This window comes from Paenibacillus sp. PK1-4R, assembly GCF_030369595.1.
Lineage (GTDB): Bacteria > Bacillota > Bacilli > Paenibacillales > Paenibacillaceae > Paenibacillus.
The window spans coordinates 4,120,544-4,137,822 of sequence record NZ_CP126535.1; the positions used below are offsets into that span (position 1 = coordinate 4,120,544).

A 17,279-nucleotide genomic window follows, 5' to 3' on the forward strand; every position below is an offset into this window, starting at 1 on the left:
AATGTCCCCCTAAATAGCTACATCACTCGTTTAAATAATTTCTCTAGATCATACGTTGAAAATGAAATCACTATCGGTCGCCCATGCGGACACGTGTAGGGCTGTCGACATGAACCCAGACGCTGAATCAGCACCTCTGCCTCCTGATCCGTCAGCTTCTGGTTGGCTTTGATAGACGCCTTGCAGGAGCACATAATGGATGCAGCTTCCCTCATCTTGGCGACATCTATACTGCGTTCACTAAGAACCCATTCGGACATTTCTTCAATAATGTCTTTCTCGTCCCCTTTAGGGAACCAGAACGGGTGGGAACGCACACGGAACGTCTGTCCACCGAAATGCTCCAAATATACACCCGCCTGTTCAAACCAGGCCAGTCTTGTTTTCAGCTTTTCCGTCTCCGAAGGTGTGAACTCCAGCGTAATCGGCAGCAGTAACTCTTGTGAGGCCTGGGCAGGGTTACCGAATTTCTCGTAGTAATACTCATAATTTACACGTTCATGAGCGGCATGCTGATCAATCAAATATAAACCTTGGTCATTTTGCGCAATCAAATACGTACCATGATGCTGTCCGATCAGACTCAGTTCCGGAAATGCGGGCATGGATGCATCCGATTTAATGGCAGCGGCCAGTTTGGTCGCATCAGGCAAAGCTGAAGTTTTCCACGTCCGTTCATTTCTCGCAATCGAAGACGGGCTATACGATGAACGTGCTTCCCTAACTGATGAATATACGGAATCGGAGCGGTACGTAGCTGGTGTGCCTTCACCCAACGGTTTCTCTGTTGCTCTATGATCTCCGTGATCTTGAGAAGAGAGGTCAGTTTTCGGAAAAGTTTCGGTAGAACTTGTACTTGAATTTGTACTTGTACTTGTACTTGTACTTACATCCTTAGTGCCTTCTTGCACGTTAACAGATGTCTGCTCCCCGTCATGACTAGCAATCTTCTGCAAGATATCCCCGTTCCAACTTTCTAACTGCTCAGGGGGGTGTGTAATCTCAGGTGGAGCTTCGGGCAGCGGCACCGACTGACCCTCTTCAGATACTGGTTGTCCTGTGGTCACATCCGCCGGAGCATCCAAATCCAGATCATCATCTTCCGCAGTCAACTTCAGCGGCGCACTACCAGGTTTCCCGAGCGGACCTTGTTGACCATATCCTTCTGCATCAGATGGATCTTTCAGAGGACCACGTGGAAAGAGGAATTGTTCCTGGATAAAGGAACTATCGTCTCCACGTCGAATCTGCTGCTTTTTGACCTGTGGAATCAATACCTCCTGCCGGAGTATCCCCCGTAGCGTCGTCTCTATAAATTCATATAGTTCTGGTTCCTTGCTGAAGCGAACCTCCAACTTGGCCGGATGCACGTTCACATCCACAAGGGATGGGTGCATCTCCAACTGCACCACGACAAGCGGGAAGCGATTAATGGGCAGCAAGGTATGGTAGGCTTTGAGAATCGCCTGATTGAGACCGTAATTGCGAACAAATCGCCCATTAACAATCGTCGACATCCCACCACGATTCGCTCGTGTCCATTCTGGCAGGCTGATCAGCCCGCTCACCCGGTAATCCAGACTTTCTCCCTGGATGGGAAGCATCGCTTTCGCTGCACTTGTCCCATAGATCGCTGCAACCACTTGCAGCAGATCGCCGTTACCCAACGTCTGAAGCAACACATTCTCATTATGGCGCAATCGGAACGAAATGTTCGGGTGAGACATAGCCATACGGTAAAGAACATCTGAAATGTGTCCCAGTTCCGTCTGGATCGTTTTCATATATTTGAGTCTGGCTGGTGTATTGTAAAATAGTTCTCTCACTGCAAAATCTGTACCTTGGGGTGAGGTTGCATCTTCATGAGAAACAAGGTTCCCACCTTCAATTACAATGCGGCGTCCTCGCCCGTCATTGTCACTTGCCGATAATACCTCTACCTTGGACACTGCGGCAATACTCGCCAGGGCTTCTCCGCGGAATCCAAGACTTGTGATCTGGAACAGATCTCGGCCATGAGCTATTTTACTGGTCGCATGACGATAAAAGGCAGTTTCCATATCCTCTGGCTCGATACCTGAACCATTGTCTTTGACGCGAATACTGAGGAGTCCGCCCTCTTCCACAGTTACTTCAATTTTGGTGGCGCCTGCATCCACCGAGTTTTCGAGCAACTCTTTGACAACCGAAGCAGGCCTTTCGACCACTTCACCCGCCGCAATCTGGTTGGCAATATGTTCATCAAGCACATGTATTTTCGCCACAGGTTTTCCCCTCCCTTATATTCAGGATAATTGCTGTGCCTTCAATTTGAGATCATTCAATATCTGCATCGCCTGAAGAGGCGTCATATTCATGACATCGATATCTTTCATCGTACGGATGAATTCTCGCGCTGGTTTATCCACCGCAACTACATCCGGTTTCGTTGCCACATTCGGCTCATCATCCCCAAAGATAGACAGTTGAACCACATCCGAATGGTTTGCACTGGACTGTACCTTGCTGTTTGATTTCTTGGCATGTTGCTTCCCGACCGGCTCTTCAATAGAAGGTGTGTACTCTGCACTCTCCACAATCTCGTGTTCCCGGATCAATGGTACTGAATCCGTGTGCTGGAATTCTCCACCTTTTAATTTCAAGCCTGCTTCCTGCTTCTCGCTACCGATATATTCACTGCCCACAGCTACTTGCGCGGCCGCATGTTCGAATCCATGCAATAGTCCATTCGCGCGCTCGATAATGCTATCAGGCAAACCTGCAAGGCGTGCACAATAGATACCATAACTGCTGCTGGCTGCTCCGGCAATCAATTTGCGCAGGAAATTCACCTTGTCCCCGCTCTCCTGTACCGCCATCGAGTAGTTGGCCAGCTTGTCCAGACTCTCTTCCAGATGAGCAAGCTCATGGAAATGAGTTGATACAAGGGCTTTACATCCGATAATATCATGTACATATTCAATAACAGACTGAGCAATCGCCATACCTTCGCTGGTTGACGTTCCCCGTCCCAATTCATCGATAATAATCAGACTGCGTGGTGTCGCTTTGTCCGTCATAACCTGAATGTCAGCCATCTCCACCATGAATGTGCTTTGTCCGCCAATGAGATCATCCGCGGCTCCAATCCGTGTGAAAATGCGATCCATGATCGGCACCTCCGCCTGACCCGCAGGCACAAAGCAACCCACTTGCGCCAAAATGGAGATTAAAGCGACCTGTCGCATGTACGTACTCTTACCAGCCATATTTGGTCCAGTAATCAGCAGAATACGTGCCTCTTCCTTGGTCATTGCTGTGTGATTGGCAATAAATGCGCCATCTCGCATGACCGCCTCAACGACCGGATGGCGTCCTTCTTCCACAACCAGATCATAACCGTCGGTTAACGTAGGACGTACAAAGTTTCGCTCAGCACTGATCACCGCAAAAGATTGATACACATCAATTTCCGCTACCTGTTCAGCCAGCTTCTGCAATCTTGCAATCTCTTTGTTCAGCCGCTCGCGAAGTTCCGCAAAAAGTCCATACTCAATATCAACCATTTTGTCCTGAGCTTCGAGAATCAGCGTCTCTTTTTCCTTCAACTCCGGCGTAATGTAACGTTCTGCATTGGCAAGTGTCTGTTTACGTTCATAACGTCCCTCTGGCAGCGAGGACAGATTGGACTTGGTGATCTCGATATAATAACCAAACACTTTGTTATATCCAATCTTCAGCGATCGAATGCCTGTCGCCTCACGCTCTCGCGCTTCAAGCTCCGCAATCCACTGCTTCCCGTTAACCGAAGCCTCACGCAATTCATCCAGACGTTCATGATACCCTTCACGAATCAGACCTCCGTCCCTTACCGATACCGGCGGCTCGTCCACAATGGCTTGCCCGATAGCTTCACGCAGATCATTGCAATCATCCATGGTTTCGGCAATATGCTGCAATGTTGCAGAAGATGATCCTGCGCAATGCTGACGAAGTCTTGGAATTTTCTCCAGCGATGACTTGAGCGCATTCAGGTCACGACCATTGGCATTACCAAACGCAATCCGGCCTACCAAACGCTCCAGATCATAGATGTCTTTGAGTTCTGCCCGCAGGTCCTCACGCAATATAAACTGGTTGTACAGCGTATCCACTGCTTCAAGACGCTCATTAATCTTCCCTTTTTGCAATAATGGCTTATCGACCCAGCGACGCAGCATTCTTGCACCCATGGATGTCTCCGTCCGATCAAGCAACCAAAGTAATGAACCTTTTTTGGAGCGTTCACGCACGGTTTCCACCAATTCCAGGTTCCGGCGCGTAAACGGGTCCAAGATCATATAATGATCGGGCTCATAGGTAGAGATTTGAGTTAATTGCCCAAGAGAACGTTTCTGTGTCTCACTCAGATAGGAGAAAAGACGTGCAATGCATGCTTGACGTTCAGGCTCTAATCTTGCCCAGACAGCCTCGCCAAACTGCTGACGGACCAGATCTTCCTTATTCTTTGTCCACGACGTGTAGACCACAGGGCGACCGATTGGAGACGCCTCGGCTTCTACCGTTTCAAGCAGCGCTGCATCCCCCACCAGCTCGGATGGTTCGTAGATGCCGATTTCATCCTTAAGCCATTCCTTGGAATAGGGCACGGATGTCACATACAACTCACCCGTTGACAGATCACAGGCCGCGAGCGCCAGCGTATTTTGATTACCTGTAAGACACACCATGTAGTTGTTGGATTTATCCCCCAGCGTTTTGCCTTCCATCACCGTTCCGGGTGTAACCACACGTACAATTTCGCGTCGTACCATGCCTTTGGTTACACTCGCATCTTCCATCTGTTCACATATCGCTACTTTATATCCTTTTTCAATCAGACGCTGTATGTAATTGTCAGCCGAATGATAAGGTACACCGCACATCGGAATCTTGTCATCCGTGCCTCCGTTACGTGCGGTCAGCGTGATCTCTAGTTCACGAGCAGCATTAATCGCATCCTCGAAGAACATTTCATAGAAGTCACCCAGTCTAAAAAATAGAAAAGCATCTTGTGCTTCGGCCTTCACTTGCAAATATTGTTGAATCATTGGCGTATACTGAGCCATGATGAATATCCTCCATCCGTTCCTATAATGTCAGGAAGAAACGCGTCCTGGAAGGACAATAAGACGGTCAGGCACTGTGTTTGCGCCTCCGCCTTATGTTTTGGCTATTTGCCACTTCCTTCAAGGGTTGCTGCTCCATATCTTCCGTAGTAGCTTAATGCTCATAAAAGACTTGTTTCTTATTATATCAAAAAAACGTCCGTACTTCATGAACCTGCCCGAATATTCCAGAGTTTGCGAATATCGCGGCTCTCATCCCAAGTTCTTCCCAGTTTTAATTGAAGGAGTAACGGAGACGCATACCGTTCATAACGTGCATATCCATCCAACCTCTTCAGATCATCTACGAGAGCTGGAATGTGTTCCTTAATCACTTCGCGCTTTCCTTCATAAAAAGCGGTATGAACCTCAGCTTTTGCCAACGGACGCTGCCGTAATTGAATATATCCGCTCGCGATAAGACCTGCCAAGGCCACAACACCTTTCGCAACAAGGGGTGACACAAGAAAACTGGGTAACGTACGATACTCAAAACCACCATAGGATTTCAGACGAAAATCACCAAGTGCTCCATAACGGGGTCGTCTTCCCGATCCACGGGGGTCTTGCAGAAATGCCAGTGGCAATGCCAGATAATTGTCCAGTGCACGAAGCAGTTCCCCGGTAAGATTCACGCCGCTAAAATGAATATGACCACCCAGAGGTAACCCCCGTTGTGGCATCCCTCCTGCCTGCCAGATGAGTGAGTGATCACTGATGCTGCGGGAAGCTGCTGCGAATGCCCTCATCAGATGAGCAAGCAGTTCTCGTGGTTCGGAGCTGGGAGCAGGTCTCAGTTCGGCAACCGGATATATGCGCCGTCCACCAATCGTCACGGAATCACAGCCTGCCATTCCTGTACGTTCAAGAAATCTAGAGGCGGGTACGATTTTGGATTCCGGCATCTGCACCAGAAGAAACTCCGGGTCCATGCCGAGTATCGGAGTGGGTCTGTGACTCACTTCCTCATCCAGTAGTTCCTGATGCTGCTTCCAGCTTTCCCTATAGGTAGCAGCAAGGTTGGTCACCCCTTTCCAGGGACCCGGATCAATCGAAATCACTGCACATCCGCCATTCCCTGAAGATTCCATTCGAACAGCTCCATGATCCAGTCCTAGCGTATACAGCGTTTTGATCGCAAGTCGTTCTATGCGCTTGAACAAGGTTGAACTCGCTTCACGCTCCAACAGAGTTTCCTGTGCCCCTCCCATGCCACTAGTATCCTTGCGCTTGATCCGGATCGCCTGCAGACAACTTATCTCTACATCATAGCGTACACGCAAGCCTGGTTCGCGTTTGCGCCGATCGTGCAGTGACAATACTTCAATGCCTGCCTGTTTTAACCGTTCTGTACGTTCTCCAGAAGTCATCCTTTCATATCGGAGTAATGCCTCCTCCGCTTGTTCTAACACATTCATGACGTCCCCCCTCCCGGAGCATGCAACTAAAATAAAAATAACCCCGCAATGCGGAGCCTTCCCATGAAAGGTATTCCAGGCATATTGCGAGGCTCGTTAACACCCATTTTTCAATATTTAAGAAGAAAGAGGGCTTACGCCCTCTTCATCGCGCCTTCTGGCGCATATGATACCTTAGGTTAACAAATACATGATGAATCAAACTCACAGCTCATCGTCGAGCAGATCGGGATCGAGATCGTCATAATCTCCATCGCCACTGCCAAAGTCATAGTCCTTGTCTTCGTAATCACCGCAACCATCTGTGCAGACCTTCACACAAACTTTGGTTTCGGCAACGAGTTCCACAGCGAATTCCCGTTCTACCCGGATAATTACACTGCTTCCACCTGCGGATACTGTGGCTTCCACACAGCTAGGTTCCTGCGTTGCATCCGCAGATACCTCCACTGTGGAAGTCCGGTGTTTCGGGTCCAGATAGGACAAAGGCACATGTTCTACATACGAGACCGTTTCTTTGGCTACATCCGTCTGCGAATTCTTGTCATAGGAATACCAAATGTTGATATCGTAAGTACCAATAACTTCAATTCCGTCACCCGCTGATACGGCTTCATATTGGTGGTTGATAATCCAAGCCCCCAAAATACTTGTCGGACCATTTGGCGGAGTCACGGTATGTGTTACGGTAGAGAACTTACGACCTTTGCCGCAGATCGCCTTCGTGATAATCTCTCTACATTGATGTTTATGACTCAATGACATCTTTAAACCTCCTCCATACAATCATTCACTACAAGTGTATGCAGGGCATTCGTCTAGGGTGACAACTATTTTCTATTATTCGTTTGTAGATTGGGACCGGTCCGAGATTGGGGACGGTGCTTTGTCCTTCTTCGCGACTTTCAGATACAGCGCGAGTTCGCGGCACAACTGGAGAATTGCAGAACGAATCTCGAATTCTTCCCTTGTATCCGGTAGTTCCATACGTTTGAATTCTTCTTGCACATCCGCAAGAAGTTTTTCAGTTCGTCCGGTGTAAGATTCAGTAAGTACATCCTGACTAAGCTGATCGAACAGCTCCGATACCATTTCCGCATGTGGCATCTTCTGATAGATCTGGGACACCAGATGCATCATATGCTGGATGGAGTCCAGCTGCGTTTTGCGCATATAGAAGTAGACACTCCATTCTTCGTTCGGATGAATCACCTGATTCTCCAGAGAACGCTTGGCTGCATCGATACCGCCAAGGATAGCTTTATCCGCTTCAATCAGTTCTCTCCCCGCCCATGCTTCATTGGGATTACGCAGCGTGGCCGCGAATTCCTTGAAAATCTTCGAAAAGAGTTCATCGATTCGTTTGCGAATGCGCAGCATCTGAGGATCCGCTGCCGGCATATAGGCCAGATTAACCGCCATTGCGGAACCAAGACCAATCAGAAGCAAAGCAATTTGTACGAGGACGACATGCACGTCCATTTCCCCGCCGCCGAACACCCGAAATACCACGACCGAACCTGTTACAATACCTTCCTTGAAGCCAACCCGGACAATAACCGGGAATGCGATCAATATGTATACGGCCAGTACCCAGTAATGGAAGCCTAGAAAGTGAAAAAGTACACTTGCAAATAAAAGTCCAACTACTGAAGCAAAAAATCGAGCCGATATGGTACGAATACTTCGTTTTCTCGTTACATCCACCCCGAGAATGGCAAGCAATCCCGCTGATGTCGGTCCTGGCAAGCCGCACCAGTCCGCAATCAGCACGGCCATTAATGCGGCGATTGCGGTTTTAATTACCCTAAAACCCATTTAACATTCCATCTCCTCTAAGCTGCAAAAAAATTCTTAGCCAGCTCGTCGCCTCATTCATTTATCATGACTAGTATGTCTCATCCAAATGTAAACTAGACGACATCAACCGACATGCGCATGCATGCCGGTCACAGCAACACGCCCCGAATGAGGGACGCTGGCAAGTTAGATCGTTGCGACAGAACCTCAAGGCCCTCTTCTCCAATCATCGCATTCATTCCGGATCTGCGCGGAATATTCATACTAAATATGGTACTTGATTTTACGGTATCGGGCAACGTGACACCCCTTGTGAAATTGTATACATATCATACCCGGTCACATTACGAGTAAAACACGTCCGAATCACCTGCGGCCAGCCAGCATTTTACGTTCTGCATAGACAACAAGTTGATACATGGCTGTTGCAACTGCTGCAATAATTAACAGACTTGATAATACAAGCGTGAAGTTGAATACCTGGAATCCGTAGATAATGAGATAACCGAGCCCTTGTTTAGCGACAAGAAACTCACCCACAATTACACCTACCCAAGCCATACCAACGTTCACTTTCAAAGTAGATACAATCGCCGGAAAAGAAGCAGGTAATACAACTTTCGTAAAAATCTCGGAACGGTCTCCACCAAACGTACGAATGACTTTAATATAATTGGGATCCACTTCATTGAAGCTGTTATACACGACCAGTGTCGTGATAATGACCGTGATGGACAATGTGGTCATGACAATCGCTGTAAAACCTGCGCCGAACATCACAATAAAGATCGGGCCAAGTGCTACCTTCGGCATACTGTTGAACACAACCATATAGGGGTCCAGCACTTTGGACAAAAAAGGAGACCACCAAATTAAAACCGCAAGCAAGGTTCCCACCAGTGTTCCCAATAAAAAACCAACTGCCGTTTCCCCTACGGTTACCCCAACATGTGCCCACAACTCGCCACTAGCGATGTCCTTGCCAATCTGGGCAAAAATCTTACTCGGATAACTGAATAACAGTACATCAATCCAACGGAGTCTGCCTGCCACTTCCCATAGCAAAAACATACATACTAGCATAGATAACTGTACGGCAAGCACTTGATGTCGCCATCTGGCCACCTGCTGAATATGATTCCGATGCAGCTGCCCCATCCATTCGTCACGCTTTTCCTGCTTCGGATTCATTGGATTCACGCGTCTTCCTCACCTCCCCCAGACTGATCCAGTTCACTCCACAACGCCTGAAACAACGCATTGAATCCTTCTTGCTCCCTAGCATGAAACGGCTGAGCCTTCCGAATACCATCAGGGATAATAAACTCACGGCGGATGCGGCCGGGATTGCGATCAAGCACAATGACGCGGTCACTGACCGCAATGGCTTCAGACAAATCATGGGTGACGAGAACGGATGTTTTGCCAAACTGTTTTAACGTATCCGAGACCAGATCCTCCAGTTGCAGCTTGGTTTGATAATCAAGTGCTGAGAATGGTTCATCCAACAATAAAATTCCCGGATCGGTTGCTAACGTGCGCACCAGAGCCACTCTCTGTCTCATGCCTCCTGAAAGCTCTGATGGGTACTGATTCTCCGTTCCGGCCAAACCCATACTTACCAGCAGTTCACGCACACGCTCACGGCTCCGTTCATCCAGTCTGCCTGTCAGTTCAAGACCGATCAATGCATTATCCAGAATGGTCCGCCATGGAAACAGATAGTCTTGTTGAAGCATATAACCAATCTGTGCTGAGGGGCCGCCAACGAGTTTTCCTTTAACCTTAACCTCTCCTCGGGTGGGTGTGAGCAGCCCGGCGATGATCGACAACAATGTCGTTTTACCGCATCCGCTCGGTCCAACCAGACTGACGAACTCTCCTTTTTGGATCTCCAGACTCAAGTCTTCAATCACCAATGAAGCTTCCCGCTCGCTGACGTATACTTGAGAGATCCCCTCCAGTCGGATCACACTTTCGGATTCAGGCATTCTGCTCACTTCCTTTCCTGAATACCCATCACTTTGATTTCGTAGCTTCTTCCGCATAAGCATTATCCACAATTGCACTCAAATCCACGCGTTCTTTCAACTCGCCGGCGGCACTCATGACATCAAGCAGATTGTTCCACTCTTCCTCATCAATGATCGGGTCCGTTGCATAGCTGCCCTGTTCCTTATAACGGTTCACACTGCTCACCAAAATGGCCGGATCGATGTCTTTGAAAAAAGGAGAAATGACTTCAGCAATCTCTTCAGACGTATGGGAATCCACCCATGTCTGCGCTTTGTGCAGACCATTCGTAAACTTCTGGACGATATCCTTATTGTCGTTCAGATAACTCTGTTTCGTCATGAAGACCGTGTAAGGCAGACGACCACTTTCTGTTCCAAACGATCCAATAACCTTGCCCCGACCTTCTTGTTCAAAGATGGATGCCTGGGGTTCAAACAGTTGAACATAATCTCCCGTGCCTGAGGCAAAAGCAGACGCAATGTTGGCAAAGTCCACATTCTGTATCAGCTCCAGATCACTTTGCGGATCAATGCCATGTTTGTTCAGTGCGAACTCCCCTGCCATTTGCGGCATGCCGCCTTTGCGCTGACCGAGAAATGTGGAATCCCTCAGTTGCTCCCAATCGAAGCTACCTTCTGTGTTACGAGCGAACAGAAATGTACCATCCGTCTGGGTGAGCTGGGCAAAGTTAATGACCGGATCTTCCGCTCCCTGCTGATAGACATATATGGACGTCTCCGCTCCTACCAGTGCGATATCCACTGAACCTGCGAGTAATGCCGCCATCGTTTTGTCACCGCCAGCAGTCGTCTGAATATCCACCTCAAGTCCCTGCTCTTCAAAAAAACCTTGAGCCACAGCCACATACTCCGGTGCGTAAAATACCGAACGAGTCACTTCGCCAATCGTAATCTTGGCTTCATTCTCTTCCTTATTACAGCTGGTGAGCGCCACAATGATAATCAGCAGAATAACGATGCCCCGGACGAACCATGGCGTGTATTTCATGTTGTTTCCCTCCTTCACTGGTTTCAGCAGTTTCTCTCTATTATGGATATGCCGATGCCCAACAAAAGGTTAAGAACTTAAATGCAAAAAAGAGCCGGGCAATGATGCCCGACTCTTCAGCTCTTCGAAATGTTATTCAATATGTTATTTATAGGATATCTACAGCTTGTAAATCTCGGCATATTTGGCTTCCAGATAATCGGCCAGATAATCCGGGTTCAATTCTTCACCTGTTACGGCAACAATCAATTCGGAAGGTGTGCGACTTTTACCATACCGATAGATCTTGTCTGTAAGCCATTCCTTAATTGGAATCAGATTACCTTCGGCAATAAGGGTATCAAACTCCGGCATTTCCTTGCGCAATGTATGTAGAATTTGAGCTGCATACATATTACCCAGAGAATACGATGCAAAGTAACCAAAGTCACCACCGGACCAGTGAACATCCTGAAGAACGCCATCTCCATCATTCGTTGGCATTATACCGAGGTATTCCTTGTATTTTGCATTCCAGGTCTCCGGCAGGTCTTTCACTTCCAGACCATCGTTGAATAACATTTTCTCAATCTCATATCGGATAATAATATGCAGGTTATAGGTCAGTTCATCCGCTTCAATCCGAATGAGTGAACTCTCCACCCGATTGATTGCACGATAGAAATCTTCCAGCTCAACCTCGCTCAATTGCGGGAAATGCTGCTGCAAATCTTTGTAATAACGTGTCCAGAATGGCAGGCTGCGACCAATCATGTTTTCCCAAAGACGGGACTGAGACTCATGAATCCCCATGGACGTTCCTTCGGCAAGAAGGGTACCCGCCAAACTGTCATCAATATTTTGCTCGTACAGGGCATGTCCGCCCTCATGCAGTGAACTGAAGACTGCGCTTGCTACATCATCTTGCAGATAATGTGTTGTAATACGCACATCACCCGGGTTAAGACCCGTTGCAAATGGATGCACACTCTCGTCCAATCGTCCAGCTTCAAAGTCATAGCCCATTTGTTCCAAGATGAACAAACTGAATTTTTCCTGCTGTTCGGTGTCAAACAACTGATTCAGGAACTCTGTATTTGGCTTGTTTTCTGAAGCATTAATCTTCTCTTGTAGAGGCACCAAACGTGCTTTGAGGCGGGCAAATACAGCATCCACTTTCTCAACCGTCAGATCCGGTTCATACATATCAAGCAGCGTATCATAACGCGTATCCTTTACACCCCAGTAATCAATAAACTCTTGTTTGAGCTTAACGATATCTGTCAGATATGGGGAGAACCCTGCAAAATCACTGTTATGCTTGGCATCTTCCCATGCCGTTTCCGACTTGGCTGTGAGCACGGTATATGCTTGTACTTTCTCAGGTGGTACAGACTGACTGCGATCATATTCTTTCTTGCAATCTTCAACCAGACGACGATCTATATCTTCGAGTTGTTCCAATACCGCTGGAGTCGTTAATGCATCCAGGTAAGTCTTCATGTCAGCCGAGGTTTGCAGCTTGAATGCTTCGGTGGACAACATACCCAGCGTCTCCGAACGAGTCGGAACGCCTTTTTTCGGCGCACCTGTGCGCAGATCCCAGTGAAGCAAACCAATGGCTTCATGATAGCTCTTAATTTTACGAGCCAGATTACGGAAGGATTCCAAATGTTCCTGTGTTTGTTTATCCATTGTTATCGTTCACCTCTTCAAAAAAAATGTTATACCCTATTGATGATACTTTTTGCATTGCGTATAATCAACTTTTAACAGATGAAAATTGCATTGTTCTCCTAAAGATACGTGTTCAAAAAGTCTGGTTTTCATTACCGAGAAGATGGAAATGGCGTTCAACTTCGATGCCGATGATGCCCTCAGGCATGATTTGTAATCAAAAGTGGACTTTTTGAACAACCTCTAAAGGGTTGGAGTAATGCCATCTGCTGACCGTGAAATACTATTAAAGCAAAGGCGCGTAGGACAAGCTGCATCATATGCAAGTGGCCGTGCTCGTCGTATTGGATAACAGGAGGCAATGGACATGAACAACATTCAAGAGATTTTGGCTTACAACAAATCATTTGTCGAGACCAAAGAATACGAAAAGTATACGGCTGGCAAGTTTCCAACCAAAAAGATGGTTATCATCACTTGTATGGATACACGTCTGGTGGAAATGCTGCCCAAGGCCATGAACCTGAAAAACGGTGATGTGAAAATCATCAAAAACGCAGGCGCAATTATCTCTCAGCCTTTCGGGAGTGTAATGCGTAGTGTACTTGTCGCCATCTATGAACTGGGTGCAGATGAAGTCCTGGTAGTGGGTCATACGGAATGTGGTATGGCTTCCCTTCACGCTGAGACCATGATTGGACATATGGTAGAGCGTGGTGTATCGGAAGAAGTCATGACTACTCTGGAGAATTCGGGCATCCGTTTGCAAAAATGGTTGCGTGGGTTTGACAGCGTCGAAGAAGGGGTAAAACATACTGTGGAAGTGATCAAGAAGCATCCTTTACTTCCTCCCAATGTACCCGTCCACGGCATGGTTATCGATTCTGCCACAGGTGAGCTTGATCTTGTCGCTGAGGGGTATGGACAACAGGCATCTCTCTAAATGGTTTGGAGTGCGGACCTTATGGTTCGCACTTTTTTTGTCTAAATTAAGGCAGTTGTTCTGTCAGGTTGTCAAACCATACAGTTTCAGTGTACACTTTTTATGAAAGCGGTCAAAGAAAGTAAAAACGATTGTTCTCTCTGACCTAGCCCTAATATTAAGGAGACATGTGCATGAACATACTTTCCTACGGATTGCTCGGGCTGCTTACCCGCGAGGAGTCATCGGGCTATGATCTGATGCTGAAGATCCAGCCGCATTGGCAAGCGAAACACAGCCAGATCTACCCACTCCTGTCCAAGATGGAAAACGATGAGTTATTGGCCTCCCGCTGGGTACAACAGTCTGACAAACCGGACAAGAAAATGTACGCAGTTACGGACAAAGGCATTGAAAAGCTCTTGGAATGGATGATCACTCCTGTTACCGCACCGGTTACACGCGATGAATTTAATTTGCGTATTTTGTGTGTTGGCATAGCGGAAGACGGAAGCATGAGACGCATTCTGAATGAGCGTAAAAGCTGGTTTATGGAACGCATACGTTATTTCGAGGATCTGAAGTCACGTATACCTCAGGATAATCTTCGTGTAGGCAACCGAGATTTTGGAAGCTACATCCTGGTACAAAAAGGGTTAATGCACGCACAAACAGGCCTGGAATGGTGTCATTGGGTTACCCAATTGCTTGATGGCCAAGCTGCAATTCAAGACCCAAGTCCAAGCGTTTCAGAAATTTAATAAAATTTGAAACGTTCCTGCAAGTTGACCGTATTACATGAGTAAGGCCCATTTTTGGGCGATTCAAACAAATTAATCGGGGGGTTACGATCTTTACAATGAAGAAAAAATTTGGAGTTAAACATCTAATGATGGTATTTATGGCCTTTACATTATTGTTCGCAACAGTGGGAGTAACGAATCCGGATTCAGCGGATGCTAGACGTGGTGGCGGATTCAAATCCGGTACAAAAAGTTATACCAACACTCCTAAGAAATCCGACTCCAACAACAACGTGAATCAATCCAATTCCGGTAATAACTCCGGTACTGGTGCAGCTGCAACCCGTGGTGGTGGATTCTTCGGCGGTGGCGGCGGATTCATGAAAGGCATGATGCTTGGTGGTCTTGCTGGTATGATGTTTGGCGGATTGTTCGGTGGCATGGGCGCTCTGGGTAACATCCTCGGATTGCTCGTGAACGTTGCAGCAATCATGTTGATTGTTATGCTGGCTATGGCACTCTTCAGAGCCATCTCCAATCGTCGTAAACCTGCAGCGGATGGTCGTTATGACCGTCGCAATGATCGTGATGATGACCGTAACAGAAACGGACGGTACTAATCTCTATGGTTCTGAGCATGGATGAAATTGTGAATGCAATCTGTATTCATATGGCAGAACGTAAGGGTGTACGTCCAACCGATGTGAATGTAGAACTGAGCTGGGAAGAAGATACAGGTTATTCCGCTGAAGTTTGGATCCAAGGACGCAGTCAATATCTGGTCGAGTCCAATATGATTGAAGCGATTCTTCGCTACCTGCACAGTGAATACAACATCCGGGCGTACCGTGAGAATGTACGACTTGATCTGGATGAAGAAATCACAGCGATCGTTAATCAATAAACTATAGGTCAAGTAATGACCTCTTATACTAAAGACCGTCTCCCCTTCTGTCGCCTGACAGAGATGGAAGACGGTCTTTTTGTTTCTGTATTTGTATCTTTATTTGTGTGTCTATTCTAGTCTCTATACGTGCCTGTGTTACGTACTATTTCTTGGAAACTACGATTGAAGTTTGACCAAGCTGTAGTTCTTCTTACCTTTACGGATAATGATGAATTTACCGCCAATGGCGTGTTCTGCAGACACTGTGAATTCAAGCTCCGTGATTTTCTCACCATTCATGGAGATCGCACCTTTGGTGACATCCTCACGCGCCTGGCGTTTGGATGGCTCCAGGCCGAGATCTACGAGCCAGTCCACGATATTTTTCGCTTCGCCGTCCGTCTCGAATGTTGGCATTTCCTTGAATCCCTGCTCGATTTCATCCGCCGTCAGGGAACGGATATCACCACTGAACAGCGCCGCTGTAATACGTTTAGCCTGTTCGAGCATTTCTTCGCCGTGAACGAATTTTGTCATTTCTTCCGCGAGTGCTTTCTGTGCTTCACGTCTGTGCGGCTCTGTCTCTACCTTTTCAGCCAAAGCTTCAATTTCTTCTTTGCTCAGGAAGGTAAAGTATTTCAGGTATTTGATCACATCACGGTCATCTGTATTCGCCCAGAACTGGTAGAATTCAAATGGTGTCGTTTTGTTCGGATCAAGCCAGATTGCTCCGCCAGCTGTTTTACCAAATTTCGTACCGTCGGATTTGAGCATGAGCGGAATAGTCAGACCGTACGCCTTCGCTTCAGATCCTTCTTTTTTACGAATCAGATCAAGACCACTCGTGATATTCCCCCATTGATCAGAACCGCCGATTTGAAGCTGTACATCTTCGTTCTGGAACAGGTGCAGGTAGTCGAGTGATTGAAGGATCTGGTAGGAAAACTCGGTAAAAGAAATTCCGCCTTCCAGTCTGCTCGCAACTACATCCTTAGCCAGCATGGTGTTGAGGTTAAAGTTTTTGCCGTAGTCACGCAAGAATTCAATGACATTGATCTTGTGCGTCCAATCGTAGTTGTTCACCATGCGAACCTGATTATCACCGTCTGTTACAAACAACTTCTTCATCTGTGCTGTCAGTGCATCCACATTCTCCTGCACTTGCTCCATCGTTTGCAAAGAACGTTCTGCCTGACGACCACTTGGATCACCAATTGTGCCCGTAGCCCCACCAATCAAAATAACCGGACGGTGTCCTGCCAGTTGAAAACGTTTCAGCATCATGAATGGAATGAGATGTCCGATATGCATGCTATCCCCTGTAGGGTCAACGCCACAGTACAATGAAACTGATTTGGTTTCGGTCAACTCACGCAGTCCCTCTGCATCCGTCTGCTGGTTAATGGCGTCACGCCACTGTAGTTCATCAATAATATTCATTCGTATAACCCCTTTTCTATCCTCAAGATTCAGTCATGATCTACGTTAAATTACGAAATAACACGCTGGAACGGCTTTTTTGGACACAAAAAAATCGCCTCCTTGTCTTCATTAGACACAGGGACGATTATCATAACCGTGGTACCACCCAAATTGCATGGACAACACGTGACCTTAACACGTTATCCATACCACTTTTGGCAATATATCGTTTGCCCATCCGCTTGGCATTACCCAAGTACTCCAGAGTGTAATTCGCAGCCC

At 47.3% G+C, this 17,279-nt stretch carries 14 protein-coding genes and 1 other annotated feature (1 of these 15 cut by a window edge); of the genes, 4 read left to right on the forward strand and 10 right to left on the reverse strand.

The genetic code is table 11. From position 1 onward, the window contains the following. Positions 1-17: 17 nt before the first annotated feature. From mutL to QNO02_RS17855, 9 genes are all read right to left on the reverse strand, one after another. Positions 18-2,264, reverse strand: a complete 2,247-nt coding sequence (gene mutL, locus QNO02_RS17815) for a DNA mismatch repair endonuclease MutL (protein WP_289389531.1) — start codon at positions 2,262-2,264, stop codon at positions 18-20. A 21-nt stretch (positions 2,265-2,285) separates the two neighbouring features. After that, positions 2,286-5,087 (reverse strand): DNA mismatch repair protein MutS, encoded by a 2,802-nt coding sequence (gene mutS, locus QNO02_RS17820; protein ID WP_289389532.1) that lies wholly within the window; start codon positions 5,085-5,087, stop codon positions 2,286-2,288. Between the two features lie 206 nt (positions 5,088-5,293). Next, on the reverse strand, positions 5,294-6,544 hold the full coding sequence (locus QNO02_RS17825; RefSeq protein WP_289389533.1) for a putative amidoligase domain-containing protein: 1,251 nt from the start codon (positions 6,542-6,544) through the stop codon (positions 5,294-5,296). A gap of 204 nt (positions 6,545-6,748) precedes the next feature. Next, positions 6,749-7,309 (reverse strand): outer spore coat protein CotE, encoded by a 561-nt coding sequence (locus QNO02_RS17830; RefSeq protein ID WP_062835006.1) that lies wholly within the window; start codon positions 7,307-7,309, stop codon positions 6,749-6,751. A 75-nt stretch (positions 7,310-7,384) separates the two neighbouring features. Next, a complete protein-coding gene (locus QNO02_RS17835) occupies positions 7,385-8,362 on the reverse strand; it encodes an aromatic acid exporter family protein (protein ID WP_091029278.1) in 978 nt (325 codons plus the stop codon). Positions 8,363-8,710: 348 nt separating this feature from the next. After that, positions 8,711-9,502, reverse strand: a complete 792-nt coding sequence (locus QNO02_RS17840; protein WP_347388738.1) for an ABC transporter permease — start codon at positions 9,500-9,502, stop codon at positions 8,711-8,713. Between the two features lie 38 nt (positions 9,503-9,540). Further along, entirely contained in the window at positions 9,541-10,335 is a 795-nt protein-coding gene (locus QNO02_RS17845; protein WP_091029275.1) for an ABC transporter ATP-binding protein, read from the reverse strand. A gap of 28 nt (positions 10,336-10,363) precedes the next feature. Then, on the reverse strand, positions 10,364-11,368 hold the full coding sequence (locus tag QNO02_RS17850) for an ABC transporter substrate-binding protein (protein WP_091029274.1): 1,005 nt from the start codon (positions 11,366-11,368) through the stop codon (positions 10,364-10,366). Positions 11,369-11,527: 159 nt separating this feature from the next. Further along, positions 11,528-13,042 carry a carboxypeptidase M32 gene (locus QNO02_RS17855; RefSeq protein WP_289389535.1) on the reverse strand — a complete coding sequence of 505 codons (1,515 nt, stop codon included), beginning with the start codon at positions 13,040-13,042 and terminating at the stop codon, positions 11,528-11,530. Positions 13,043-13,391: 349 nt separating this feature from the next. Here QNO02_RS17855 and QNO02_RS17860 point away from each other — a divergent pair, with 349 nt between their 5' ends. The 4 genes from QNO02_RS17860 (at position 13,392) to QNO02_RS17875 (ending at position 15,593) form a co-directional block, all read left to right on the forward strand. After that, positions 13,392-13,967 carry a beta-class carbonic anhydrase gene (locus tag QNO02_RS17860; protein WP_062835011.1) on the forward strand — a complete coding sequence of 192 codons (576 nt, stop codon included), beginning with the start codon at positions 13,392-13,394 and terminating at the stop codon, positions 13,965-13,967. 173 nt (positions 13,968-14,140) lie between these two features. Continuing rightward, on the forward strand, positions 14,141-14,707 hold the full coding sequence (locus tag QNO02_RS17865; RefSeq protein ID WP_289389536.1) for a PadR family transcriptional regulator: 567 nt from the start codon (positions 14,141-14,143) through the stop codon (positions 14,705-14,707). Positions 14,708-14,805: 98 nt separating this feature from the next. Beyond that, a complete protein-coding gene (locus tag QNO02_RS17870) occupies positions 14,806-15,309 on the forward strand; it encodes a hypothetical protein (RefSeq protein WP_091029269.1) in 504 nt (167 codons plus the stop codon). Between the two features lie 5 nt (positions 15,310-15,314). Next, positions 15,315-15,593 (forward strand): YxcD family protein, encoded by a 279-nt coding sequence (locus QNO02_RS17875; protein ID WP_017687903.1) that lies wholly within the window; start codon positions 15,315-15,317, stop codon positions 15,591-15,593. A 159-nt stretch (positions 15,594-15,752) separates the two neighbouring features. Here the strand turns inward: QNO02_RS17875 and tyrS are convergent, their stop codons facing one another. After that, positions 15,753-17,015 (reverse strand): tyrosine--tRNA ligase, encoded by a 1,263-nt coding sequence (tyrS, locus tag QNO02_RS17880; protein WP_091011938.1) that lies wholly within the window; start codon positions 17,013-17,015, stop codon positions 15,753-15,755. A gap of 116 nt (positions 17,016-17,131) precedes the next feature. Continuing rightward, positions 17,132-17,279: a binding site (T-box leader), on the reverse strand (it continues 80 nt past the right edge of the window).

Bases quoted from the DNA above. Each gene is read 5' to 3' on its own strand.
- mutS (WP_289389532.1), bottom strand. From the start codon at position 5,087: ATGGCTCAGTATACGCCAATGATTCAACAATATTTGCAAGTGAAGGCC.
- QNO02_RS17825 (WP_289389533.1), bottom strand. From the start codon at position 6,544: ATGAATGTGTTAGAACAAGCGGAGGAGGCATTACTCCGATATGAAAGG.
- QNO02_RS17830 (WP_062835006.1), bottom strand. From the start codon at position 7,309: ATGTCATTGAGTCATAAACATCAATGTAGAGAGATTATCACGAAGGCG.
- QNO02_RS17835 (WP_091029278.1), bottom strand. From the start codon at position 8,362: ATGGGTTTTAGGGTAATTAAAACCGCAATCGCCGCATTAATGGCCGTG.
- QNO02_RS17840 (WP_347388738.1), bottom strand. From the start codon at position 9,502: ATGGGGCAGCTGCATCGGAATCATATTCAGCAGGTGGCCAGATGGCGA.
- QNO02_RS17845 (WP_091029275.1), bottom strand. From the start codon at position 10,335: ATGCCTGAATCCGAAAGTGTGATCCGACTGGAGGGGATCTCTCAAGTA.
- QNO02_RS17850 (WP_091029274.1), bottom strand. From the start codon at position 11,368: ATGAAATACACGCCATGGTTCGTCCGGGGCATCGTTATTCTGCTGATT.
- QNO02_RS17855 (WP_289389535.1), bottom strand. From the start codon at position 13,042: ATGGATAAACAAACACAGGAACATTTGGAATCCTTCCGTAATCTGGCT.
- QNO02_RS17860 (WP_062835011.1), top strand. From the start codon at position 13,392: ATGAACAACATTCAAGAGATTTTGGCTTACAACAAATCATTTGTCGAG.
- QNO02_RS17865 (WP_289389536.1), top strand. From the start codon at position 14,141: ATGAACATACTTTCCTACGGATTGCTCGGGCTGCTTACCCGCGAGGAG.
- QNO02_RS17870 (WP_091029269.1), top strand. From the start codon at position 14,806: ATGAAGAAAAAATTTGGAGTTAAACATCTAATGATGGTATTTATGGCC.
- QNO02_RS17875 (WP_017687903.1), top strand. From the start codon at position 15,315: ATGGTTCTGAGCATGGATGAAATTGTGAATGCAATCTGTATTCATATG.
- tyrS (WP_091011938.1), bottom strand. From the start codon at position 17,015: ATGAATATTATTGATGAACTACAGTGGCGTGACGCCATTAACCAGCAG.